Below are 26,136 nucleotides of genomic sequence, written 5' to 3'. Positions count from 1 at the left end.
TACAATTGTTTGGAATCGGGTGCTTATAAGTCATTAGTGATTCTTAATAGAAGCCTTATTTGGCGAACTGAACATATTTGCAACAATCAAACCTGTGATAAATGCAATGACACTCATGACAAATGGCGTACCGCTTTCTGGAATGCCAGGATAGACGACGAACACTGAACCAATGATTAGACCAATAATAGCCGCAAAGGTTATGTACGTGAATTTGGCTAGTAAATAGCTAATCACTTTACTGCTGACGATGAAACCAACAATGACGCCAGAACCGATGACTGCGATGATTGGCAAATTCAAATTGGATAATGCACCAATCGCTGTCGAATAGACACCTAGTAGCAACAAGATGAATGAGCCGCTAATCCCTGGCAGTAGCATTGCCATACTGCCTGCCCAGCCAGCAAAAAACAAGCCAATCGTATTGGTAGCTGTCAATGTCGTAATTGGCGTCGGTTCTACCGGTTTTATAAAGGCGGTCATAGCAAGCGCAGTGCCGACCAATAAAATAAATAGGAAGTGTGTCCATTTAAAATTCTTTTTAACACCAGCTTGTTTTGCGATAAAAGGTAGCACACCAAGAATAAGCCCCATGAAGAAAAACTGGGTAGGTGCATGATAGTTTTTCAATAAAAACTCAATGACTCTACTGAATAGTAAAAGGGTAGCCCCAATTCCGATACCAAGTGGCAATAAAAACCCGATATGTTTTTTCCAATCACGGCTAAAAAACCCGCTAATAGCCGCTAATAATTCATCATATATCCCGAGAATGAACGCAATGGTCCCCCCGCTCACTCCAGGAATCAGATCGCTGATTCCCATAAAGAATCCTCGATATAAATTTCTCCATTGCATAAAGCGCGTTCCTCCAATTTTAAATCAATGTTTATAGTATACCACTTTAGCAGCTTTTTTAGTAAGTGTAGTCGTTACGAAAATGTTAACGTTAGAAGTAAAGTTAGTTAGTCTTTTTTTCATACCGCCATCATTTCATTATTTGCAATGAAACCCAAAAAAGTGCCAGCAAAGTTCCACTGGCACTTTTATTACACTTTACAACCCCATATTCTTCGCTATTATTACTTTCATAATTTCATTCGTCCCGGCGTATATCGAGGCTACCGGGATATCTCTATAACGTCTCGCAATCGTATACTCTTCCATATATCCATTGCCACTATGCAGTCGCATACATTCCGTCGAATTTACTCATGGCAACAGCTTTTATATTTCCTTCCACTGCCACATGGACAATGGTCATTTAGTACTGGCATTTTCCCCTTGAAGTATTGTTCAACATTTAGTTCAAACATTTGCTTTCGAAGCGCGGTACCAAATTCTTTCATCCGTTCATCTGCATAGCTGTAGATTTGCTTATAACTTGAGCAAAAGTAGTCTACTTCAGAGGATGCGAGATTCTCACTCCACTTCCGGTTTCTTGGACAACCACCATGGCATAACGACTTCCATTCACATGTCTTGCATTCCTCAGGTAAGGTTGGCTTCATTTTTAGGAACTTTTCGTAGATAGGGTGGTTTAGAATCTCCTCAATGGACTGGGTTCCTACATTACCAACCTTCCACTCATCATTAATATAAAAATCACATGGAAATGCATCCCCATTTTGTTCTAAAATGATAGTTTGTGGGCATACATCTCGATGGATACATAAGCCAGGAGAACGGTTCACATACACATTCAGCATTTCATCAAAAAAGCGTATCGACGTTCGTGGGTCCCCATTGTTATACCAATAATCAAAGGCTTCACATAAAAAGGTACCATATTCTTCTGGTGTAATATCATATACGCCAGGCTTGTCCACTTCCTGTGACCGAAAATCCATACACGGAATAAATTGAACGAACTTAAAGTCCTCAGTTTCAAAAAACTTCATCAGTTCAACTGCCTTTGTTACATTTCCACGGTGAATAACCGATAAAATATTAAAATCAACATTGTGCTTTCTTAAGTTTTGAATCCCTTTCATCACCCGGTCAAAGCTGCCTTGCCCACGAGAATCGACCCTTCTCGCATCATGGATTTCACGCGGTCCATCTAAGCTTACTCCGATTAAAAAATTATATTGCTTAAAAAAAGAGGCCCATTTTTCTGTTACAAGGGTACCATTCGTTTGCAAAGAATTTCCGATCATCGTATGTTTTGGAGCATATTTTGCTTGAAGTGTAACCACTTCCTCAAAAAAATCCAGACCCGCTAGCAATGGTTCTCCCCCTTGCCAAGCAAATGTCGCAGAACCATTCGATCGCTCCATATATTCTTTCATAAACTTTTCTAGGATGACTGAATCAATTCGATTAATCTTCTTTCCTGGTTTCCCACCACAAGTGCTATAATAACAATAGTCACAAGCTAAATTACAATCTTCCGACACGGTTTTCCACATTACGCTTATATTACGGTGTTCTGTTGTCATGCAACCCGTACTCATTGATGAATCCCCCTTGTTCATAAAAACCAAAAGAGGAGCTGTCTCCCCATAACCTTTTCTGCACACATTCACATGTACTTCTCAGGTTTATATGGAAATTAAGCCCCCTATTTTTACATTCTATTTATCTACCTTAAATTCCTTTGCGTGTAACGGCCCGCCTTCTTTCATGACGGTCCACAATGGATCTACGTCAAAATCCATCGTTGACATCATTTCATCATGCCACTCATTTAAATAATACACCGCATCTTTGCAAATATCCCGTCTTTCTTCTGCTAGATTATGCTGCTCGTACGGATCATCCTTTAGATTAAAAAGCATTTCTTTTGGGAAACCGTTATTCCCATCATGATACGTTCGGATATAAAGCCAATCATCAAATCTCACACTACGCTGACATACATGGGCACATTGTGAGATGACGAGATACTCTCGCCCCTTACTCTCACCCTTCATAATCGAATCCGCATAGCTCTCGCCGTCCCAGGAAGGAGATTTTGTTCCACCTAGCAAACTTGCTAATGTAGGTGCAAGATCGATATGATATCGGAACCCGTCATCAACAATCCCTTTCGTACCATTTGGCCAACGGATAATCATCGGAATTCGACATGTCCCTACATCCGCAGTACCATGCTCTGAGTAAATGCCTAGTTCTCCCATATTTTCCCCATGGTCCGCACTAATAAGGATTGCCGTATCCTCCATAATTCCAAGTTCCTCTAGTTTTTGAAGCACCTGACCAACATGTTGATCCATATATTGAATCGCAGTATCATAATTATCGATAATCAGTCGTAAATCTTCAAAGTTTTCAATTTGCTTGCCGTGTCTTGGCCATCTAAAGTAATGAGTTTTTGCCAGCTCATTCATATGGTCAATACTATGCTGTCCTACTCTTTTTTTATGCTCATTAAAGACATCCTCTGTCAACCATTCCGGCATTGGGTCATTTTCAAAAGGATTACCAAACTCGTTGGGTGTACGATATGGGGTATGTGGATCCCAGAAATTCAAATGTAAAAACCAATTCTCTGAAGTGGCATTATCTTCTAACCATTTCAGTGCAACCGGTAGAACCTGCTCCGCGGATTCTCCACCATTTTTACCAATATTAAATACTTCATTAAACCCTGCATTAAAGGTCCAGGCAGAATGTCGTTCAGCAAACGTACTAATTGTCGTTGTCTTGTAACCGAGTTTTCTTAGCGAACCTGGAAGACTTTGATGAGCAAGCTTATCGCTGAAGCCACGGCTTGGTCCTTCGTGTCTCATATCTGCTGCCGTTCCACCATGCCCAACGACACCATTATGAATACCAAATTGGCCAGACATTAAAGCTGTACGAGAAGGCAAACACGGGGCATCTGTACAATAGTAATTTGTAAATTTTACGCCCTCTTTTGCAATCTTATCGATATTTGGTGAAGTATCCCGATGGTATCCATAAGCACCGATATGGTCTGGACGAAGTGAGTCTAAATCTAGATATAGAATTCTCATAGTGTAATCAAACCTTCTTTCGTATTTAATAAATCGACCGAAAAAATTTCAGGTCATTCAATTCAAGAGTGACAAAACCCTTCTATTCTATACTCCAGCAATCACAGAAGGGGTGGCAATCGTATGCCATAGATTTGCGCTTATTGCTTTTGTTGCGCCTTCCTCAGTTCGCCCGTCAAAATATAGGATTTCTTGCTCTAATTCCTCCAATTCATCCACTCTACCTGTTAGATAATCATCCAGTTGAAGCTTCGCTGATTGGATACGCTGTATTACCCCGCCCATTCGAAGATCAAAGACGTCGTAACCAAGTACCTTATTCTCCTCCAGCCACTGGGCACGATAATCTAAAATAAATTCCTCAGCCCTTTTTTTCATTTCCGGAAGGACTGTGTAGCAATAATTTGATAGGCGAACCCGGTCGTTCGTTTGGTAGGCCTCACGAATGTTAATGCCTATTTCTGACTTTAACGTTAGCAAACGGCTTAATGCATATTGTGTTTGGAAGAGTGCCTTCCATTCTGGGTTCCTACTTATACATTCTTTGAAATAGTTTGAACAATTTTGATAATGAGCCTCATATTCTTTAGGCGTCACATGTCGATCAAACAATCCACACAAGATATCTTGGTACAATAAGTATTTCGGTGGATTAATTGAATGTTTATCCAATGATTGATTATCCGGAACGAGCATTGTCATATCTAAATTCATAAAATCGGAAAATTGTCCTCGAACACACGTGGAGAATCGTTCTTCAAGATGTTCAGTCTTGGCATGATTTCTATAGCATAGCTCTGCCCACAGCTGTAAGGTTGGAAGAATTGAGTAAATGGAAGCCTCCGCCCCATTATCACCCCATGCTGTGATTAATACTTCATCTATCCCATTTTGCACACAACTGTTATGTGCAATTTCCCCTACATGGCAGCTAAATTGATTGTTCGGCGCAAAGCCCATCCACTTCCAAGCACCACCTGCAAAAATGACCTTGTCACAAAGCTGTTTGTGCTTTTTTAGCATTCCATCGTATTTTTCTGGTGTAACTGTATAGTAATCCCAATACACGAGCGAGATATCTTCTGGAATCATATCAATGACATCTTGGCGGATTGGACTATCTACGTCATAATATTCACCTGAGCTTGCCAAGCGGAAAAACATATCACTCCACATCATTGGTTTATACCCATACTTCCGAGCGATTTCCATAATCTTTCCAAAGTGTTTTAACATTAGCTTAGAGCGATCTTGATACCCATGCTTATTTAGGTATTTTCCAAGTCCCATCATATGGGCTTCATCCATACCGATGTTGATGTTTCGGCTGGTAATATTCTCAGACATCGTCCGAAACATTCCATCAATTAGCTCATAGGTCTTTTCTTCATCAATTAACAAAATATCTTGGCAGTCAAGGATATCGGAGAAGGCACTCCATTTTAAAGCAGTACCTAAATGAGCTAGCGTTTGAATACAAGGAACCAACTCAATTCCAAACAGTTGCGCATACTTATCCATACTTTTCAGCTGCTCACTAGTATAACGGCCTCGCAAGTAACCGAAATAAGGATATTCCTTAATTTCATAAGTATCCTCCGTGTACATCTGTATAGTTGAATACCCCATTAACGCCATATGTCGGACAAGCTTCTGAAAAGTTTCCACCTTTGGAACTGCATTTCTTGAGCAATCAAACATGACACCGAGGCTGTTGTACACCGGCTTTTCGACTACTTCGAACGGCTCTCCCTTTTTAATGCCTTCTATCAACAAACCAAATGCACGATAAAATTGATGGGTGTATTGAAAAGTGACTTTACCTATTTCACCATTAAATTCAACCTTGATCCCAGAACCTGATTGTTCAACCTCAACCGGAATACCTGTTTCTGTTAGTTGAAAATCGACTAGATGACTCATTTCATTCAAACCTTCTACAAGTTGCTTCTCTGTACCCATTAATTTAATATCCATTTCCGAAGCCTCCTAATGTCTTGTACTTAGAGATTTTTATCTATTCTTACATCAACATCTTCCTTGTAAAACTCTTCAGGTGCTAGTGCGGGATTTTCAGCATAGTGAAACTTCCATTTCCCATTTAAAAGCTTAAATCCCTTAGATTTCTGTCGTTCATATGTAAGTGCCGATTGTTCATCAGCAAATGATAGAAAATATGCTCGTTCAGGCAACCTGCCTTTTTCAAGAACAGATAGGTTTTCCCAATCATTTTTCATACTCATTGTATAAACCCTCCAATTCTGAGTTTCTATTTTACAGCTCCCCACTGACTAATTAGTTTTTTCAAAGTCATTAAATGCTTGTTTCCCCTTGCCAGCTACCCCTGCCAAGTCAATCTGCCCAAGTCCTGTTACAGCTTCATGGGTAGCATCCTTCGCTGGTTCCACATAACGATAAAACCATTCTTCTAATATTGCCTTCATATCAATACGTTGCTGATTGACATGAAGATCATTTATTCGATTTACCTTTTCTTCAGGGTCGTTCACTACATCATATAATTCATGTGGACCATATGGATAACGGTGAATATACTTCCATTCTTTCGTTCGAACCATTCGGACAGGACCATATTCATCAAAAACCACAATATGTGACTGTCCACTTGTTTGTTGATCTATTAAGAATGGTAAGAAACTCGTGCCCGGAAGTTTCTCTCCCTCTAGGTTATTTACACCAACATACTCAAGAAGGGTGGGTATAAAATCATAGCCACTAACCAATTCATCACAAACCTTTCCTTCTGAAATTCTCCCAAGGTGAGAGAATATCGCTGGAACTTTAACTGATGTATCATACATGTTCTGTGGAAAGGTTCCATTACCTTTGCCCCAAATACCATGGTGCCCACAATTAAATCCATTATCACTTAAAAAGCAAATGAGCGTTTGTTCTCGTATGCCCATCTGTTCAAGCTTATCCATTATCCTTCCAATGTTTTGGTCCATAGCCGTAATAGACGCAAAATACCCTTTTAGGTTCTCCCTACTTCCTTCAGGTGCAGTTCTAATTAGATTTGGATGTGTTTGTTCTTGTGGACAGGTCTCGAACAAACAATCATCATAGGAATCCACAATTTCCTGTGGATGGCTATTAATCCATGGATCATGTGGTGCTGTGTAGTGCACGCTTAAATAAAAGGGCTGTTTGCAATCTTGTTTTTCAAGAAATGATAGAGCATCATCTGTTATCACATCAGTGAGGTAGCCACTCTCGTTGACAAGCTCACCGTTTCGAATCATTGGCGCATCGTAGTAAACGCCACCACCCGACTGATGGACAAACCAATGGGAAAAACCTTTCTGTGGTGTCAAACTATCACCTAGATGCCATTTACCACTAATTCCGCAAATATAACCATTTTCAGCCAGAATCTCTGTATATGCAGTCTGCCCAGATAAATATTCAATTCGTTTTTCCCCAATGTTCCCTTCACTGATCCAGTCATGTATACCATGCTGAGAAGGAATTTTGCCCGTTAACAAGGACGCACGTGCCGGCGAACAGACAGGAGAAGTACAAAAGAAATTGGAAAAACGAACGCCTTCCGATGCTAACTGATCTAAATTCGGTGTACGAATCTCGTGATTACCAGCACAACCAAGCGCCCATGCCCCTTGGTCGTCACTTAAAATAAACACGATATTAGGTTTTTGTTGACTAGGTACTTCCATTTTATTCACTCCTGTTTGAATTTCTTTTCCTCTCAACAACCCTCGGTTCATATCGCTCCAATGACAGCTCCCCAATTAATTCTTCCGCAGTAACCAAATCTTTCACAACGGATTCAAATGAAATAAGCTGGTTATCTTCAGTGAAATTCATTATGAAAATGTAATCACTTTCAGATGACTTACTAGCTTGTACAGAGACACCTTTGCCATGTGTAACCGCAAATACTGGTTCAAGTGATAACTCATTAATTATTTATTAATTGATAAATATCACGGTGGAATTGAATATCTAAACAACCACCAATATAGTAGGTCATTCCTTTCTCAAATTGATTGCTTTCGCTGTATAGATTCTTTCAAATTTAGACATGTCGCCCTCCCTTTTAGCAATTTAGTGACAAAAAGATATAATGAAACTCCTCCAAAAGACGGTTGGAGGAGTTGGTCGATTGTGAATATTACCCCCTGATTATAAAACCAGCGAAATTAAGATTTATAAAGTAAGAAAAACATCCTCATTTCCATTTCATCACTTAACTGTAACTATTGAAGTACCAATCACAAGATATTCCTCTACAGTACCCCGTAATTCTACTGTTATTTCTCCTTTTCCCAATTGAAATCACTACGATCAAAGTTGAACTTACCATGTTGGGCTTAAACCCTTTAGGTAGGGTAGCCTGTCCAGTTAACACACCTTGTTAGTTAGAGTCATGATGTTAACAGATCACTTAGATGATGATAATCTTTTCAGTTTCCATTATTACAGGGTTTTAGATTCGTACTTCGGGAAAGTCATAGTTACGCCCCACATAAGAACATAGGCGATTACACTTCCACCGAAGAAAAGCAACATTCCAGGCATATAGAGAACGGTTACGTAGGTAATTCCTCCAATTACGACAAGCAGAACTATTGTTAGTATTGGGTGAATGATTCCCATGATGAACGGCCATTTCAAATACTGAATGTTTTCTAATTTAAAATGGACAAAAATTGGAAAGAAGTAGATAAAAGTTATAAGTAATAACAAAAATAACCCTAAAACACCATAACTTACTATTAAGTAGATGAGTTGATCCGTGTTTCGCAAGATTTGAAATTCAATAGATAATACATAACCAATTAAAAAGAAGATCGTTCCAAAAACATTAGACTTTATAAATTCCTTCTTATAATTCTTCCAAAAGGTAGACCAGATAGGAACGTTTACTTCCCCCATTCTCCATTTACGGATCACAGCAAACATACTGATAGTAGCTGGCATAAATCCAAATATACCTAAACCAGCTATTGTAAAGGCAATCCAAAGTAAATTTACATAGGCTAGGCGAACAATCCATTCAGAATAGTGGTAAAACCCCAACGCAAACCTATTCATACATCCTACCTCCTGTTAGCAATACAATTATTCCTTTACCGATCCTATCAACACACCCTTAACAAAGAAACGCTGTAAGAATGGGTACACAATGAGTAATGGTAATGCTGAAACAATAATGACTGCGTACTTGATTAAACTAGCTGCTTTTACCTGTTCGATATAAGAATCTACTACTCCACCTACACCTGAAGATGCATCAAACTGACTTAAAATCAAAATTTGGCGTAAAATTAATTGAAGTGGAAATTTATTTTCGTCTGTTAAGTAGATTAATGCATTAAAGTATTGATTCCACAATGCGACAGCATGGAATAATGCCATTACCGCAATAATCGGTAATGAAAGTGGCAAAACAATTCTTCTGAAAATCTGAAAATCGGTTGCCCCGTCAATCTTGGACGCTTCTACAAGCGTATCAGGAATTGTTTGTTCAAAGAACGACTTAGCTACCAAGATTGACCATGCCCCAACAACACCCGGAATAACGATTGCCCACATTGTATTAAGCATATTCAAATTCTTTACTAATAGATAAGAAGGAATTAAGCCACCATTAAAAAGCATTGTGAATAAAATAATCCACAGGATGATCTTCTTACCCATTAATTCTTTTCGAGAAAGAGCATACGCACAAGGCAACAAGACAAATAAGTGGATTAATGTCCCTACAATTGTATAAAATATTGTGTTTCGATAGCCTACCCAAATGGCTTTATTTTCAAAGACCTTCTCGAACCCTGCAAATGTGATATCTACTGGCCACAGCCACATTTTCCCTGTATTTACGGCTGTAGGATCACTGATAGAGGCACTAATAACGAAGATTAATGGATATGTAATAATAATGGTAATTAGTAATACACCGATTCCATTAATTATCCCAAATGTGCGATCTGATAAACCAGAATTTCTCACTAGATTACCTCCTTTACCACAAGCTATTGTCACTTACTTTCCTAGCAATCTGATTAACCGTAATTAATAGGACAATATTAATGACAGATTCAAATAACCCAATTGCAGCAGCAAAACTGTATTGACCCTCTAACAGACCCGCTTGATAGACGAACGTTTGGATGATATCAGATGTCTCAGAGTTCAGGGAGTTTTGCAATAGTAATACCTTTTCAAAACCTACCTGCATAAAGTTTCCGATATTTAATATAAATAAAATGACCACAGTTGGAATGATCGCTGGAATATTAACATGGATGATTCTTTGCATTCTTGTTGCACCATCCACTCTTGCCGCTTCATGAAGTTCTGGATTTACACCCGCTAACGCTGCTAAATAGATGATTGTTCCCCAACCAAGTGATTGCCATTGACCTGACCATACGAAAATATGCCTAAACAATCCAGCATCTGTTAAAAATAGGACAGGCTCCCCGCCAAATTTCACAATCGTATTATTGACAATACCCGTAACTGGATCTAAAAACGCAACCAACATTCCAACGACAACGACAACGGATATAAAATGTGGGGCATAGGTTAATGTTTGGGCCCACTTTTTGGCTGCTCCATTTTTCACTTCATTAAGCATTAGTGCAAAAATGATTGGCACGGGGAATAAGATTAATCCGTATACATTTAAAACCAGGGTATTCTTTAATAATCTCCAAAAATAGTAGGAATCAAAGAATCGTGTAAAGTGTTCAAAGCCAACCCACGGGCTTCCAGTGATTCCAAGATTGGCATAAAATTCTTTAAATGCAATCTGAACACCATACATTGGAATATAATGAAAAATCATAAAGTATAGTAGTGCAGGTGAAAGGAATACGTATAACTGCCAGTTCGCAGAGAAGTTCTTTTTAATACGGCTGGTTTTGTAATGTACAGTTGGGGCTACCACATTGTTTTCTTTCTCCAATATTTCCAAGTGCCTTACCTCCTTACTTAATGTCGTATAAGAGAGTGAAGGGGTAAAAATACCCCTTCTTTTTCTATGAAGTAATACAATAGCCTATTTAGTTTTTCTGGAAACGGTTATAGGCCTCTGTTTTTACTTCCATGTACTTCTCAAGTCCCATATCTTCAATTGTTTTCACATACTTATCCCACTCATCAAAAGAAACATCTCCAGAAACAAACTTATCCGTCATTTCTTTAACATACTTTTCGATATCAGCACCTATAGTAGAGAGCGTTTTGTTCTCATCTTCGGTATATGTGAATTCTGATGGCCATAATTGTTCTGGAACGAATGGTTTGATTTTTTCAGCTGCAGTTAGGGACTTTTCTGTTCCCTCTGCTCCACTAAAGTAATCTTGTTTTACAATTCCTGGAGGATTTACCCCTACCCAAGGTACAAATTTAGATGCATCATTTGCTTCAATCGTTTCATCAAAGTATTTATATTTTCCATCTACTACTTCGAAAGATTCACCTTCAATACCCATATACAGTAATCTAGCACCTTCATCACTGTAGAAATAATCTAACCATCTTACAGTAGCTGCCGGGTTTGGATTTTCTTTTGTAACAACAAATTGTCCATTAGAGAATAATGGAGATGATACAGGTGAAAATAGTTGTTCTCCAGAAGGTCCTTTTAAAGCAGATAAACCAACATAGTTTCCACCTTCAGGTCCTTTAAATGTAGATTGTGGATCCCAGAATACGGTACTTCCATATTTACCTTCGGCACCATTTGCCATAATTTGATCCCATTTAATAGAGAAGATATTTTGTTCAATTAACTTTTCACTATATAGTTTATTAACATATTGAAGAAGTTCCTTATAATTGTCAGTAGTCGCAATAAAACGAGTTTTATCGCCATTTGGAGCTACATCAACAAAACCTGAACCTCTATTTCCTAAACCAAATGAACCTCTTAACCAGTTTGTTAAGTATTCCAAGTTCACTCCGCCATAAGGGATCTCATCTGCTTCCCCATTACCGTTTGGATCTTTTTCTTTAACCGCTTTCAAATACTCATAGAACTCTTCAGTCGTTCCAGGTTCTTCCATGCCTAGTTTTTCTAACCAGCTTTTGTTAATCCAAGGGAATGCTGAAATACGGATAGCTAGAAAATCATTGTCTCTTAATGCTGGCAATGAATAAATTTTTCCGTCAGGGAATGTAATACCCTTTTTCACATCCGGATTATTTTCCAGAAATTTCTGTAAATTAGGCGCATAATCTTCAATATAACTGCTTAAATCAATGAAAGTACCTTGCTTTCCATATTTAAAAATGTCTAAATTTGATAGATTAGCAGAATAAAAAACATCCGGAATAGTGCCACCAGCCAATGCTAGATTACGTTTCTCTTCAAGGTTGTCTTTTAAGACTTGTTCTGTCCATTCTATATTAATATTTGTCATTTTTTCGTATTCGTCCCAAACGAGTAAAGGGTCATTCCAGTTGAAATTCAAATTTGCATTTGATTTTCCTGTAAACATTTTAATAGTTAGTGGTTCTTCTACAATTGGAAATCCTGTTTTACTTACTTTTTCCAGTATTTCTTTATCAACCTTTTCATTTTCTCCCTCGTTGTTACCACCACTACAAGCAGACAATAGTAAAATCAATGCTGTAGATATACCAAATAATGCTTTTCCTTTTTTCATCTAACGAACCCCCTGTATTTTTTCATTTCTTCCCATTTATTATTGAAACCTTACTTGTTAAGTCACCTCCTCAAGTACATTCATAATTATTTATTATCGAATGCAACCAATCTCTTAATAATGAAAGCGGTTACTACTAATAATATAGAACCATATAGTAAATATTTTTATCTTCTGACACTTTCCCTCATTACTATTTCCGCTCCAATAAAGAGAGTTTTAACTACTTTGCGTTTTTCCACTATTTGTTCGATTAGTAGCTCTATTGCTTCTTTGCAAATTTCCCTCATATTAATATGAAGAGTATTCAGTGGGGGAGAAACATATTTTGTAACACTAATATTATTCACACTGATAACGCTTACTTGTTTAGGTATTGCGAAACCATGCTCATTAAAAGCTTGCAGACAACCAATAGCTTATTGGGTCTGCTACAACAAAGAAAGCTGTTGGCATTTTTCCATATCGGTTAGCCAGTATAAGAACGCAACATTTTTCACCAATGGTCGTATCCTCTTCATACGGTAGTTTAGCTGTTTTGCTTTTTTGTAAATTTTTTCACGCGTTTCATCCGAAACAGAAAAAATTATGAAAAAACAAGTGAGATATACTAAAAGATTTACGCGAATGAACAGACCCTTACCTTTTATACTAATAAACTTCCTTTAAACTAACAATGTAGAGATGAAGGGTCTTTTTGTACTTTTGATACTTTTCCGATGGTTGCTCGGAGAGGATTTAAAAGCACTACGAAATACTTTTGTAAAATGAGAAGTATCACAAAATCCACAGGCTTGGGCAATCACTTCAATCGATTGGTCCGTTGTTTCAAGTAGATGTTTCGCATGGATAAGCCTTAACTTTCTGACCATCTTCATAGGTGTTAATCCGTAAATCTCTTTAAATACTCGGCTGAAATAAACAGGATTTAAATGACAGATTTGAGCAAGATCTTCTCTTGTGATGACTTCACCTAAATGATTCCCAATATAATGCAAAACATTATTAAAGCGGTCCGTTATATAAGGCTCTTTTGGGTCACTCTCCCCCCCAAGCTTTGTGCTCTCCACTATTTCATGCAACATTGAAAATGCTAAAAAACTAGACTGGACTGTTCTTAAATCGACAGCCTCCTGAAGCCAAATACTGTGTAGTTCGTCGAACGTCTTTTCATAGAGCTCTGGGTTTCGTATTGTCACGACTTTCCCTAATGAATAAACACTGAAAAAATCCATTTCTTCCATTACCTTTAAATCGATATTAAAAAGATAATGGATTCCCTCCGTCTTCGAAATAACGTTAAATGGTTTATTCGGGCGATGAATCATCACATCCCCCTTCTTCGCAACAAATTCCTTACCTTCAAAAGTTGTAATCACTTCTCCCTCTTTAATATAAGCAACCGTATAGCAGGACTGTACATAATCAAAAACAATCCGAGATTTATAGCGAATTTTTTTCACATCAAACAAGGTAATATTAAGCTGATCACTAATCGTAAATGACAAGAGAAATCACTCCATTATTCGGTATTTTTAACACGCGTGTTGAGTAACCAAAATTATACATCTTTTAAATGATTTAATCACCAAGGAAATTCCAGTGTTTCTTTCAAACCATTTCGCCACTCAATTGGCAGGTCATCACAAAGAAACAGGCGTGTAAAACCTGCGAATGACAAGTATATGATGTGTTTTTGCTTACCGCCTTGTATGTGAATAAATTTGAGCAGAACGTAGGCAATTATGGCTGCGAATAACAGATTGATCATCCCCTTTAGACAATATATCCCAAGAGTTAAATTTTCAATAGCATTTATTTCTTCAACTAACGTAATAAAAGTGCCAGCAAGTTTCACTGGCACTTTTAGAATATCTATAACCCTATATTCTTCGCAATAATCACTTTCATAATCTCATTCGTTCCAGCGTATATCGAGGCTACTGGGATATCCCGATAGCGTCTAGCAATCGTATACTCCTCCATATACCCATAGCCGCCATGCAGTCGCATACATTCCGTAGAAATCTCCTGCGCCGTTTCGGTCAGCCAATATTTCGCCATTGATACTTTCGTCACGACGGCTTTACCGGCAATATGATCTTCAATCAGCGATTCTAAAAACGCTTTTCCAAGTTCAATCTTCGTAGCCATCCCCGCAATTTTAAACTGTGTATTTTGAAATGATGAGACAGGTTTGCCAAACGCCTGACGGGATTTCACGTAACGAATGGTCGTCTCTAACATATCCTCCGATGCAATTTGTGCAGCAATCGCGACGACTAACCGCTCCTGCTGGAGTTTCGACATGAGATAACCGAAGCCTTTTCCTTCTTCACCAAGCAAATTGCCAACAGGAACTCGGCAATCCTCAAAGTATAATTCAGCCGTATCCTGCGCATGAAGACCGACCTTGTCAAGCTTACGGCCTTTCGTAAATCCGGGTGTTCCCTCTTCTACAACAAGTAGACTAATGCCGTGATGCTTTGGTTCCACATGTGTATCTGTTTTCACCACGACAACAAAAAGATTTCCATTAATGCCATTTGTAATGAACGTCTTTTGCCCATTAACGACATAATGATCCCCGTCACGAATCGCAGTCGTCTGCACATTCGCCAAATCAGATCCTGTTCCTGGTTCAGTCATGGCAATTCCTGTAATAATATCTGCGGATACACAACCCGGCAACCAGCGTTTTTTCTGTTCAGCTGAACCATACGACTCGATATAAGGCACAACAATATCATTATGCAGGCCGACTCCAACCAAACTCGTACCCACTCTTTCTAATTCTTCGGAAATGATGACACCGAAGCTAAAGTCCAGTCCAAGTCCACCGTATTCGTCAGCCACTTGCGGACAAAGGAAGCCCATTTCCCCAAGCTTTTTCCAAAATGCAATCGGAATAATACGCTGTTTTTCCCATGTATCATAATGTGGGACTGCTTCTTTTTGAAGAAACTTTCTTAGCGAATCCCGGAACATCATATGTTCTTCTGTTTCAAATTTATATCTCCCCACTGAAACTCCCCTTTCCCTTACAGCCCGTACTACTAATAATCCGCATCACAATCGTTCAATAATTGTCGCGTTAGCCATCCCCATGCCCTCGCAGATTGCCAGCAAGCCGTAGCAGCCACCCGTTCTTTCCAATCTATTCATTAATGTCACTAATAATTTTGTTCCCGTTGCGCCCAATGGATGCCCAAGCGCAATGGCTCCCCCGTCTGGATTCAGTTTTTCGGGGTCTGCCCCAATGTCTTGCAACCACGCAAGCGGCACTTGTGCAAAAGCTTCATTCACTTCGTACGTGTCGATATCTTCAATCGTCAGTCCTGCTTTTCGCAACACTTTTCTCGTCGCTTCAATAGGACCAGTTAGCATCAGTGTTGGATCTGATCCTGTTACACTGCGAGCGACGATACGCGCTTTCGGTTTCACCCCAAGTTCGTCCGCTTTTGCACGCGACATGAGCAACACTGCTGATGCACCATCACTAATTTGACTCGCATTGCCAGCCGTAATGACGCCATTTTCATCAAAAACTGTTTTCAAATCACCAAGTACTTCCATTGTCGTGCCAGGTCGCGGTCCTTCATCGACAGCAAAACGAATAATCGTGCCATCTTCCTGAGTAACATCAACCGGGACGATTTCAGCCTGGAAATAGCCTTTTTCAATCGCCGCTATTGCTTTGCTGTGGCTGTCGACTGAATAACGATCCAACGCCTCACGCGTCAACCCCCATTTTTTAACCATTCGTTCTGACGATAAACCTTGGTTAATAATTTCGTATTTGTCCGTCAGTTTGACACTTGGTTTAATAGCGCCTATATTGGACATCATCGGCACGCGTGTCATATTTTCGACGCCGCCTGCAATGACAATATCCATATCGCCGGAAGCGATGGCTTGCGCAGCAAAATGAACCGCTTGTTGGCTGGAGCCACATTGGCGATCAATCGTGACACCCGGCACTTCGATCGGAAACCCTGCAATGAGTAAAGCCGTTCTGGCAACATTACTCGCCTGCTCTCCCGTTTGTGTCACACAGCCTAAAATGACATCCTCCACTTCATCCTTCGAAACTCCAGCACGTTGTACGAGCTCATCGAGTACAACTGCTGCTAATTCATCCGGTCGATAGCCTGCAAACGTTCCTTTTCTCCGCCCTACTGCTGTGCGAACCCCTTCTACAATTACTACTTCTATCATGACCATCCCACTCCCTCTTTACTATAGTTTTTATCGCGGCGACATACGAATGCCGGCATCCAAACGAATGACTTCTCCATTGATGTAGCCATTTTCCATCATGAATATGGCTAAGGAGGCATATTCAGCCGGAATACCTAAGCGTTTTGGAAACTCAACCATACTTTCTAATTTCTCTATAACAGGTTTAGCCAGTCCCGCAGCCATCGGTGTACGAAATAATCCCGGTGCTATTGTATTAATGCGAATGCCATAGGATGACAAATCGCGTGCAATGGGCAACGTCATCCCCGTGACACCCGCTTTACTAGCAGCATAAGCGGCTTGCCCCATCTGCCCATCAAATGCAGCAATCGATGCGGTATTAATGATAATTCCCCGTTCACCATCCTCTGTTAAAGGTTCATTTTTCGTCATTTCAGCTGCCGCTAATCGGAGGACATTGAACGTACCATTTAGGTTAACATCCAATACTTTTTTAAAGTTTGCTAGAGGCATTGCACCCGTTCGGCCGACGACTTTTTGCGGTGGAGCCACACCGGCACAATTTACACATATGTGAATCGCACCAAACGTTTCCAACACTTTTTGAATACCCGCCTCAACAGACTTTTCACTTGTCACATCGACACGTGCAAAATCAACATTTGCCCCTAGTTCTAAACAGATTTCAATGGCGGCCTCTTCATTTAAGTCGAATATGACGACCTTCGCCCCCTTACTTACTAGACCTCTCACTGTTCCTAGCCCTAATCCGGAAGCTCCACCCGTCACAATTGCGACCTTACCTTTGATATCCATTGTCCCACTCCCCCACAATTGATTTTCGACCCAAGAATACTTCATCTTCCCAAAACAATGTATACGCTTTCATAAATAAGTAAGCAGGATTTGGATTCATACTAAACTATTGGAATTGAATAGTAAACAGGAAGCACCACTTTTATCAGACTATTCTTTTTCCTTGTCACCATACAATCTCTCTAATGCAATAATATATATATTCGACTTACAAGGCTCAATGAACAGCAAATTAACGAAGGGATTCATCTGTTACAAACAGTGGTACCTACTGAAATTGGTGCTCGCTATTTAGCAGAATGCTTGCTGCTACAAAGCTTTGTGGCTCAAAAAAATAAATTCAAACCGTATTCCGATCAATAAATAGCTGATTATTTTAAAACGGATGAAGGCATTACGATTTCTTGATGGACGATTAGTAAATACCGAGAAGAACTAAGAATTCCTCTTTCTAGTAGACGTAAAGAAATTGAAATATAAAAAAGGTCGCCTAAACATTAAAATGTCCAGGCAACCTTTTTTAGTTACAATACGTGCGTTGCGTTTTTACGCTTTTCAATTGCTTTAAGACGTTCGTCATACTCTTCAACCGTCATATTATGCTCCACGAAATAGCGATTGCGCGGATGCGTACGGCATTCATCTGAACAACTGCGCATATACAAATGCTCATTTTCTTCAGAAGAAATGATTTTCGCATTACATTCTGGGTTCGCACAGTTTACATAGCGCTCACATGGCGTCCCGTCAAAATGATCACGTCCAACAATGACTTGCTCGACTTGATTGATAGGCACAGCAATGCGCTCGTCAAATACGTACATTTGTCCATCCCAAAGCTGACCTTTTGCCACAGGGTCTTTGCCGTATGTCGCAATTCCGCCGTGTAATTGGGATACGTCCTCGAAACCTTCACGTACAAGCCATCCCGAGAATTTCTCACAACGAATACCACCCGTGCAATATGTCAGGATTTTCTTCCCTTCAAATTGCTCCTTGTTATCACGAATCCACTCTGGTAAATCGCGGAAGTTCTCAATATCCGGACGAACTGCACCGCGGAAATGACCTAAATCGAACTCATAATCATTGCGTGCATCAATGATGATGGTATCTTCCTCTTGCATTTGTTTGAACCACTCTTCTGGGCTCAAGCGTTTACCTGTTAGCTCATTCGGATTAATATCTTCCTCAAGGCTAAGGTTCACAATTTCTTGACGTGCACGCACATGCATTTTCTTGAATGCATGTCGATCTGTCTCGTCGATTTTGATAACCATATCCGCAAAACGCTCATCCTTTTTCAGAAGATCCATATAAGCATCCGTCTGTTCAATCGTTCCTGAGCATGTACCATTGATACCCTCAGTACCGACTAAAATACGACCTTTTAGTCCGATTTCTTTACAATCCTTCAAATGTTCCATCGCAAATGTTTCTGGGTCTTCGATAGGGACGTATTTGTAATACAGAAGAACCCGATAAGTACTTTTTTCCAATTTTCCAACCACCTTGTTTTTTTATAATTGCATGTTATAAGTCAACAACCGGATCGGTTTTAAGTGTAAACATACAAAAGATGCCCGTATATGCACAATACGAGACGATGCTATTGTACCATATGAGCGCAAAGTGCAAAAGGGATTTCCATTGATACGAACCACTCCTATCGTCATTGTCAAAAGTTATTCACAATACCGCAAAATAGCTACTAAAATGGTTTCTCCTCTATCGAAAAGTAAGTGTCTTCCAAATTCGTTTCTATCATTGGTCTAGCACTATCTTTCATGTATACTAAAAGAATATGTTTATCACTACCATTCGACATCTTTCTATATTTTTATGAAACTTTCCACTAGATTCGCCCGTCTAACTTTTTACAACCAATAAAGGAGCCCTCAGCATGACAAAAACACACCGCAAACGCCGTTCTACCTGGATTGACATTACATTTTCATTTACCATTATCGGGCTAACCGTTGCTGCCATTTATTTATTTTCCCTTGGCAATAAAAATAATGCAGCTGCTTCCCCCCCTAAAACACAAGCTGCCAATCCGGATTCTGTCCTTATTGATACGATTGACTCTAATTATCCAGGCATCAAAATTATTACAGAAACATCCAATGATACCTATTCTCCATTTGCCATTCAATATCCGCAAAGCTTACATAATACATTCAACGATGCTATTTCCACTTATATTTCAAAAGCCAAACAAAACTATTTGATAGAGATGGAAAAAAACAGTGAACTAGCCAGTCATTATAAGGGGGAATTGAATATTTCTTTTGAAACGTTGTCCCATCACTCCGGGAATTATTCATTTGTTATCGTCAATAATAGTTCTACCGGTGGAGCGAATGGCTCGACAGAAGTCCGCTCCTTCCATTTGAATCCCGAAACCGGAAAAATCATTTCAATTGAAGATGTCTTTGGATCTGATTTGGAACAACTTGAGACAGTTGCCACTTTAGTAAGAGGTCATCTGTATAATGATGTTGCTTTGAAAAACTATCTTTTCCCGGAAGAGCTTCATATAAATACAGAACCTATTTGGAGTAATTATTCTAATTTTGCTCTAACGGATGACTCTATCATCTTTTATTTCGATGAATATGAATTAGCTGCCGGAGCCGTAGGACCCCCAGTTGTGGCAATTGCACTTCATGATATCAACGACTTGCTAGCGGATGAATTCAAGTTAAAAGTCGAGATACCTAATCAGGAGCAAGACGAGGATCAAGTAATTGAAAATCCTAATGATAACGTAACCCCCGAGCAACCTATTGATAAGGAAGAGTCAGATAGCATCGAGCAAGATTCTGAAGGAACAACAATACCTGATGCTCCCGAGGATGCAGATGTAAAAAAAGTTGCGCTAACATTTGATGATGGACCAGACCCGAAAGTTACGATGCAAATACTTGAGACATTAGAAAAGTTCGATGCAAAAGCAACATTTTTCATGCTTGGTAGCCGAGTTGAATATTACCCGGATATCGCTAAAAATGTCAAAGATGCAGGTCATGAACTGGGCAACCATACATGGAATCACCCTGATTTGACCAAAGCAGAAGTAGAAAAAGTACGCAATGAAATTAATCGAACGTCATCCATTATCGAAACGGTAACTGGAACGAAAGCAACAGCTTTCAGACCGCCGTATGGTGCTATTAATCAAACGGTTCGCAGCCAAACAAACTTACCTGTCGTCTTATGGGATGTCGATACACTAGATTGGAAACACCGCGATCCAAATCAACTGTTAGCAAATGTCAAAGAAAAAACTAAGGATGGTAGTATCATTCTCATGCATGATATCCACCAAGCAACAGCTGATGGCCTTGACGCTATTCTTGCTTATTTACAGAGTGAAGGCTATGTATTTGTGACAGTTTCAGAGATGGAATAATAATCAGGTCCCTTGAACAGTAATTGTTCAGGGGATTTTTTTCCTTGAGGAATGCCCCGTATTTTGTTATACTAATATTAGAACAGTTAGGAGATGTCACCATGTTTATTCAAATTGAGCCTTCTTCGGATATTCCGATTTATACACAATTAGCCAATCAGCTAATTGAATTGATTGCACGGGGGGAACTTAGCGGCGGGGATGCTTTGCCTTCCGTCCGCTCGCTAGCAGCGGATCTTGGCATGAATATGCATACGGTTAACAAAGCCTATCATACGCTAGAAAAGAAAGGCATTATTGCAATTGTGCCGAAATCAGGAGCGATTATTAATCCGCCTGTCCAAGCTGGGATCCAGGACAGTCATCGCGCAAGAATTGTAGAAGAATTGAAACCCATACTTGCTGAAGCAATCGTGCTTGGGATGGGAAAAGAGGATCTTGTAACACTTGCATCATCTATCTTCGCAGACATCAAGGGGGAATAAAAAATGACGATCACCATTTTTTTGATTATTTTCGGCTTCATTGTCGTTATGGAGTCTGCCATTCCATTTTTACTAAGACGGACAATCGCTTTCGGTGTCACTATTCCAGAAGGCTATACGGATAATATGGTTGTTGCGTCTTATAGAAAAATGTATTCAGCAATCATCAGTAGCATCGGACTTATCTCGCTCTTCGGTTTTGCATTTTGGGCCAACAGCAACACCGTTACTGAAGAACAAATTGTCTTGATAGGATTAGCGATTCAATTTGGTATTCTTTTTCTCACCATGGCTCTTTATTTATATTTCCACGCGAAAACGACCCAGTTAAAACGCGCTCATAACTGGGGTGCCGACTTGAAGCAAATACGAATTGTCGACTTAGCCATTCGTACGAAAGATGAAATGCTTCCATCGTCTATCTATGCCTTACCAATGGCGATCACAATTGGTCTGATCGCCTATACCGCATCGCAATACGGCAATATGCCCGATATGATTCCGACGCACTGGGGACCTAATGGGCAACCGGATGCTTTCAGCCCTAAAACACCATTTTCTGTTATTGCCCTTTTACTTATTCAATTAATCATGCAAGGGATGTTACTTGGATTCAATGCGTTAATAAAACGGTCAGGCATTAAATTGAATGCCGCTAAAAGTAAAAGTTCCCAAGTTCAACAGCTGTCCTTCCGAAAATATAGCAGTTGGTTTTTATTTATGACAACTGTACTCTCGACAATTCTTATGAGTTTTCTGCACTTATCAACGATTCACGAAGGTATTGGCAACACTGCGCTTATGCTCATCATGCCACTCGGTTTTCTATTACTAATCCTTATCGGGACAGCCGTCTATGCCTTCAAAGTTGGCCAAAGTGGTTCACGCATAGCAGTTGCATTTGAGGATGAAGCCACACCCGGCATCACGGATGTTGACGATGACCAATATTGGAAGTTTGGTGCCATTTACGTCAATAAAAACGACCCATCCATTTTCGTGGAAAAAAGATTTGGTATCGGTTGGACCATCAACTTTGGGCAGCCTCTTGGCTACATCATCTTATTTGTTCCGTTAGTGCTAATCTTGGTCATTTCTTTTCTATTATAAATCAAAAAAGCCGCAATTTTGCGGCTTTTTTTCAATTAATCTATTCAGCTAAACACACTCGTACTATGAAGCGGCTGTACTCTTGCTTTAGGATCAATATGTGATTTCGCATGGTTGACAGCAATCGGCGCCTCACCTAATCCAACAGCAATTAACTTCACCTTGCCATCATAGTTCGTAATATCGCCAGCTGCGTAAATGCCTTCAATATTCGTCTCCATGCGTGTATTGACTAAAATAGAGTTGCGATCCATCTCAAGACCCCATTCTTTCAATGGTCCAAGTGATGAGATATTTCCATAATTGACAATCAAGTGATCGACAGCTAATCGTTCTTCCACGCCTTCTTTATCAGCAAGTACAACGCCGCTAATCGCTCCTGCTTCGCCTTCTATCGCTTTGATCGCACGTGATGTTTTGACATTCACTTTGGATTCCATTAGCTGATTGACGCTTGTTTCATGCGCTGTGAAACGTTCACGACGGTGAACAAGTGTCACGTTTGCCGCTATATCCTCAAGCATAAGTGACCAATCTACTGCTGAGTCTCCGCCGCCACAAACGACAACGTTTTGATCTTTGAAAATCGACAAATCTTTAATGCCGTAATGCAGTGTTGTTCCTTCGTAATCGACTTCTTCCTTCAAGCCAATTTTCCGTGGTTGGAACGCACCAATTCCAGCTGTTAATAATATAGTACGCGTCAAGTGAACACCTTTATCTGTTTGAAGGATGAAGTGATCACCATCACGTGTAACCGATAAAGCCGTTTCGCCTAAAACAATTTCTGGCTTGGCATAATGTGCTTGTGTCACTAGATTTGCAACGAAATCCTTCGCAAGGATTTTCGGGAATCCACCAACATCATATATATATTTATCAGGGTATAGTTCTATCAACTGACCGCCAAGTTGTGGCAAGCTGTCAATAATCTTAACAGACATCTCTCGCATTCCCGCGTAAAATGAAGAGAAAAGCCCGGTTGGTCCTCCCCCGATGATTGTAATATCGACGATTTCGTTATTCATCTGCAAACACTCCTGTTATAGTTTTTCTTTTTCGTCTCGATGAGTTACCCGAACGTCTGGCGCCCGGAGTCTGGATGAAAAACAAAGCCCTCTGCATCCACTTTACTCATTATCTACTAATTCGCTAAAAAAAACACATAATATGTTTTACATTAATAAGGCCAAGTAGAGAAAAACCTGCACAATTTAATGTACAGGCTTAACTTGCTTATTCTCCTTTGTTCGCTTTACAAAACGCCAGAACGATTTCTTTTTCATCATCCTCTAATTCAAAATCAAGGACTTTTTCAGAAGCTCGCTCAAAAAAGTGATACGATGCAATTCGCTCTTCGTCTCCATCAACTGCAAAAATGACGCGTAGGCCCGTTCCGCCTTCAGCGTAAAGCTCATCTTCTTCATCCAAAGTTAGGTATAATCGAAATTGATAACGTTCCCCAGCAATAATTCCAGTTGGATCAAGCATTTTATCGACAATATGTTCGTTAATTTCCATAGTTGCAACAACCTCTCACTTACAATTTTTCACATAACAATGCACACTTTGCACACTACTCCAATCATAACCCATTCGACGAAAAAAAGATGCAATGAACTCTTTCCCCTAAATAATTTTCCATTTCTAGCAATTTTCTTTTGCAATATGTCCGAACTTCGTGAACAATAGAAACAGTGAAGTATTTCACTAGTAAACATTCAGGGGGAAATCGTATGTTAAAATTTGAAGACTATCAATACACAAGACCTGAAATGGCGACGTTAAAAAATGAATTCGAAGCTCTACTTCAGGAATTCCGCTCCGCAGGCTCTTTTGAACAACAAAACGAAGTGATGGAAAAGATTAATGCTATCGGTCGCAACTATTCCACTCAGTCTAATTTGGTCTATATTCGTGCTTCCATTGATACGAATGACGAATTCTATCAAAAAGAACGGGATTATTTCGATGAAATTGGGCCCCAATACCAAGAGCTTGAAACTGCTTACTATAAGGAGCTTGTCTCAACACCCTTTAGAGCACAACTTGAGGAACAATGGGGCAGTCAGTTATTCGCGCTTGCGGATAATGCTATCAAATCATTTGCACCCGAAATTGTCGAGCTGCTCCAAAAGGAAAATAAATTGGCATCTGACTACTCTAAACTCGTAGCTTCCGCACAAATCGAATTTGATGGCAAGACATTAACACTTGCACAAATGGGACCTTATGCAGAATCGACAGACCGTGCCATTCGCAAGTCTGCATTGGAAGCCACTCAAAAATTCTATGCAGATAACGGAGAGCAATTCGATAGCATCTATGATGATCTCGTTACACTTCGCCACCAAATCGCAACAACACTTGGCTATAAAAATTATGTAGAACTCGGCTATGTACGTATGAATCGCATTGACTATGATGCGGTTATGGTGAAAAAGTTCCGCGATCAAGTACGGGATTTCATCGTGCCCCTTGCTAACCGTCTCTACGAACGCCAAGCAGAGCGGATTGGTGTAGATTCATTGAAATACCATGACCAGTCTCTTAATTTCTTAACAGGCAATGCGACGCCGCAAGGCTCTCCTGAATGGATCATTGACAACGGGAAAAAGATGTATGCTGAACTGTCACCTGAAACAGATACATTCTTCAAATTTATGACGGACAAAAATTTATTGGACGTTGAAGCGAAGAAAGGGAAAGAAGCGGGTGGCTATTGTACATTCATCGATGACTACGATTCACCGTTCATCTTCTCCAACTTCAATGGTACTTCTGGAGACATTGATGTACTGACGCATGAAGCAGGACACGCGTTCCAAGTGTATTCTAGTCGCAACATTGGCATTCCGGAATATATGTGGCCGACCTATGAAGGTGCTGAAATCCATTCCATGAGTATGGAATTTTTCACTTGGCCTTGGATGGAACTCTTTTTCAAAGAACAAACAGATAAGTATAAGTTCTCACATCTTAGCGACGCACTGCTCTTTTTACCATACGGTGTTGCTGTCGATGAGTTCCAACATGTTGTCTATGAAAACCCACAAATGACGCCAACCGAGCGTAAAGCCGCTTGGAAAGAAATTGAGCAGATCTATTTACCAATGCGCGATTATGATGGCATCGAATACTTGGAATCGGGTGCAGCATGGCAACGTCAAGGGCATATTTATGCAAGTCCCTTCTATTATATTGATTACACATTGGCACAAATTTGCGCGTTCCAATTTTGGAAACGTTCACGTGAAGACCACGAAGCTGCTTGGAAAGACTATTTACATCTCTGCACACTTGGCGGTTCTAAATCATTTACAAAACTCGTTGCTGAAGCAAACCTAATTTCCCCATTTGAGGATGGTTGTGTGGAATCTGTCATTGGCACTATCGAATCATGGCTTGATTCAGTGGATGATAAGGCACTTTAAACAGAAAAGAAGGGCTATCCAGTTAGTTTGGATAGCCCTCTTTCTATA

23 protein-coding genes and 2 pseudogenes are annotated in these 26,136 nt (G+C 39.8%); 5 read left to right on the top strand and 20 right to left on the bottom strand.

The features are described 5' to 3' along the window. Nucleotides 1-33: 33 nt before the first annotated feature. From R2B72_RS01245 to R2B72_RS01165, 17 genes and pseudogenes are all read right to left on the bottom strand, one after another. On the bottom strand, nt 34-861 hold the full coding sequence (locus tag R2B72_RS01245) for a DUF368 domain-containing protein (protein ID WP_318614301.1): 828 nt from the start codon (nt 859-861) through the stop codon (nt 34-36). Nucleotides 862-1,059: 198 nt separating this feature from the next. Next, a pseudogene (locus R2B72_RS01240) lies at nt 1,060-1,209 on the bottom strand (acyl-CoA dehydrogenase family protein); the annotation flags it as partial. Nucleotides 1,210-1,211: 2 nt separating this feature from the next. Then, nucleotides 1,212-2,459 carry an anaerobic sulfatase maturase gene (locus R2B72_RS01235; protein ID WP_318614300.1) on the bottom strand — a complete coding sequence of 416 codons (1,248 nt, stop codon included), beginning with the start codon at nt 2,457-2,459 and terminating at the stop codon, nt 1,212-1,214. A 120-nt stretch (nt 2,460-2,579) separates the two neighbouring features. Then, nucleotides 2,580-3,965: a sulfatase gene (locus R2B72_RS01230; protein ID WP_318614299.1), complete on the bottom strand. Its 1,386-nt coding sequence runs from the start codon at nt 3,963-3,965 to the stop codon at nt 2,580-2,582. Nucleotides 3,966-4,052: 87 nt separating this feature from the next. Next, nucleotides 4,053-5,942, bottom strand: a complete 1,890-nt coding sequence (locus R2B72_RS01225) for a family 20 glycosylhydrolase (protein ID WP_318614298.1) — start codon at nt 5,940-5,942, stop codon at nt 4,053-4,055. Nucleotides 5,943-5,968: 26 nt separating this feature from the next. Further along, the gene (locus R2B72_RS01220) at nt 5,969-6,208 is read right to left on the bottom strand and encodes a hypothetical protein (RefSeq protein WP_318614297.1); all 240 of its coding nucleotides are present in this window, start codon (nt 6,206-6,208) and stop codon (nt 5,969-5,971) included. Between the two features lie 48 nt (nt 6,209-6,256). After that, nucleotides 6,257-7,660, bottom strand: a complete 1,404-nt coding sequence (locus R2B72_RS01215; RefSeq protein WP_318614296.1) for a sulfatase-like hydrolase/transferase — start codon at nt 7,658-7,660, stop codon at nt 6,257-6,259. Nucleotide 7,661: 1 nt separating this feature from the next. After that, the gene (locus R2B72_RS01210) at nt 7,662-7,811 is read right to left on the bottom strand and encodes a hypothetical protein (RefSeq protein WP_318614295.1); all 150 of its coding nucleotides are present in this window, start codon (nt 7,809-7,811) and stop codon (nt 7,662-7,664) included. A gap of 612 nt (nt 7,812-8,423) precedes the next feature. After that, nucleotides 8,424-9,041, bottom strand: a complete 618-nt coding sequence (locus R2B72_RS01205; RefSeq protein WP_318614294.1) for a YesL family protein — start codon at nt 9,039-9,041, stop codon at nt 8,424-8,426. A gap of 27 nt (nt 9,042-9,068) precedes the next feature. After that, nucleotides 9,069-9,959 (bottom strand): carbohydrate ABC transporter permease, encoded by an 891-nt coding sequence (locus tag R2B72_RS01200; RefSeq protein ID WP_318614293.1) that lies wholly within the window; start codon nt 9,957-9,959, stop codon nt 9,069-9,071. A 13-nt stretch (nt 9,960-9,972) separates the two neighbouring features. Continuing rightward, nucleotides 9,973-10,923, bottom strand: coding sequence for an ABC transporter permease (locus R2B72_RS01195; RefSeq protein ID WP_412177773.1), 951 nt, complete (start codon nt 10,921-10,923; stop codon nt 9,973-9,975). Nucleotides 10,924-11,017: 94 nt separating this feature from the next. Then, entirely contained in the window at nt 11,018-12,625 is a 1,608-nt protein-coding gene (locus R2B72_RS01190; RefSeq protein ID WP_318614290.1) for an extracellular solute-binding protein, read from the bottom strand. Between the two features lie 167 nt (nt 12,626-12,792). Continuing rightward, a pseudogene (locus R2B72_RS01185) lies at nt 12,793-13,084 on the bottom strand (substrate-binding domain-containing protein); the annotation flags it as partial. 206 nt (nt 13,085-13,290) lie between these two features. After that, complete coding sequence (locus R2B72_RS01180; protein WP_318614289.1) at nt 13,291-14,133, bottom strand: AraC family transcriptional regulator; 843 nt, start codon at nt 14,131-14,133, stop codon at nt 13,291-13,293. 367 nt (nt 14,134-14,500) lie between these two features. Further along, entirely contained in the window at nt 14,501-15,649 is a 1,149-nt protein-coding gene (locus R2B72_RS01175) for an acyl-CoA dehydrogenase family protein (RefSeq protein ID WP_318614288.1), read from the bottom strand. Between the two features lie 45 nt (nt 15,650-15,694). Beyond that, on the bottom strand, nt 15,695-16,843 hold the full coding sequence (locus R2B72_RS01170) for a thiolase family protein (RefSeq protein ID WP_318614287.1): 1,149 nt from the start codon (nt 16,841-16,843) through the stop codon (nt 15,695-15,697). A 30-nt stretch (nt 16,844-16,873) separates the two neighbouring features. Then, on the bottom strand, nt 16,874-17,644 hold the full coding sequence (locus R2B72_RS01165) for an SDR family NAD(P)-dependent oxidoreductase (RefSeq protein ID WP_318614286.1): 771 nt from the start codon (nt 17,642-17,644) through the stop codon (nt 16,874-16,876). Nucleotides 17,645-17,839: 195 nt separating this feature from the next. Here R2B72_RS01165 and R2B72_RS18595 point away from each other — a divergent pair, with 195 nt between their 5' ends. After that, nucleotides 17,840-18,007: a hypothetical protein gene (locus tag R2B72_RS18595; RefSeq protein ID WP_412177772.1), complete on the top strand. Its 168-nt coding sequence runs from the start codon at nt 17,840-17,842 to the stop codon at nt 18,005-18,007. A 161-nt stretch (nt 18,008-18,168) separates the two neighbouring features. On the opposite strand, the gene R2B72_RS01160 is transcribed toward R2B72_RS18595, so the two are convergent. After that, nucleotides 18,169-19,143, bottom strand: coding sequence for a rhodanese-related sulfurtransferase (locus tag R2B72_RS01160; protein WP_318614285.1), 975 nt, complete (start codon nt 19,141-19,143; stop codon nt 18,169-18,171). A gap of 404 nt (nt 19,144-19,547) precedes the next feature. Between R2B72_RS01160 and R2B72_RS01155 the strand changes: the two genes are divergently transcribed. The 3 genes from R2B72_RS01155 (at nt 19,548) to R2B72_RS01145 (ending at nt 22,654) form a co-directional block, all read left to right on the top strand. Next, the gene (locus tag R2B72_RS01155) at nt 19,548-21,059 is read left to right on the top strand and encodes a polysaccharide deacetylase family protein (protein ID WP_318614284.1); all 1,512 of its coding nucleotides are present in this window, start codon (nt 19,548-19,550) and stop codon (nt 21,057-21,059) included. 101 nt (nt 21,060-21,160) lie between these two features. Further along, on the top strand, nt 21,161-21,544 hold the full coding sequence (locus tag R2B72_RS01150) for a GntR family transcriptional regulator (RefSeq protein WP_318614283.1): 384 nt from the start codon (nt 21,161-21,163) through the stop codon (nt 21,542-21,544). Between the two features lie 3 nt (nt 21,545-21,547). Further along, nucleotides 21,548-22,654, top strand: coding sequence for a DUF1648 domain-containing protein (locus R2B72_RS01145; protein ID WP_318614282.1), 1,107 nt, complete (start codon nt 21,548-21,550; stop codon nt 22,652-22,654). Nucleotides 22,655-22,698: 44 nt separating this feature from the next. On the opposite strand, the gene R2B72_RS01140 is transcribed toward R2B72_RS01145, so the two are convergent. After that, nucleotides 22,699-23,682 (bottom strand): NAD(P)/FAD-dependent oxidoreductase, encoded by a 984-nt coding sequence (locus tag R2B72_RS01140; protein ID WP_318614280.1) that lies wholly within the window; start codon nt 23,680-23,682, stop codon nt 22,699-22,701. Nucleotides 23,683-23,890: 208 nt separating this feature from the next. Further along, the gene (locus R2B72_RS01135) at nt 23,891-24,175 is read right to left on the bottom strand and encodes a DUF6509 family protein (protein ID WP_318614279.1); all 285 of its coding nucleotides are present in this window, start codon (nt 24,173-24,175) and stop codon (nt 23,891-23,893) included. A 215-nt stretch (nt 24,176-24,390) separates the two neighbouring features. Here R2B72_RS01135 and R2B72_RS01130 point away from each other — a divergent pair, with 215 nt between their 5' ends. Beyond that, nucleotides 24,391-26,088: a M3 family oligoendopeptidase gene (locus R2B72_RS01130; RefSeq protein ID WP_318614277.1), complete on the top strand. Its 1,698-nt coding sequence runs from the start codon at nt 24,391-24,393 to the stop codon at nt 26,086-26,088. The last annotated feature ends 48 nt before the right edge of the window (nt 26,089-26,136 follow it).

Origin of the sequence: Sporosarcina sp. YIM B06819 (genome assembly GCF_033485175.1) — a bacterium.
GTDB lineage: Bacteria > Bacillota > Bacilli > Bacillales_A > Planococcaceae > Sporosarcina.
The sequence above is the reverse complement of the archived record's forward strand: the minus strand, read 5'-3'. Positions and strand labels throughout refer to the sequence as shown.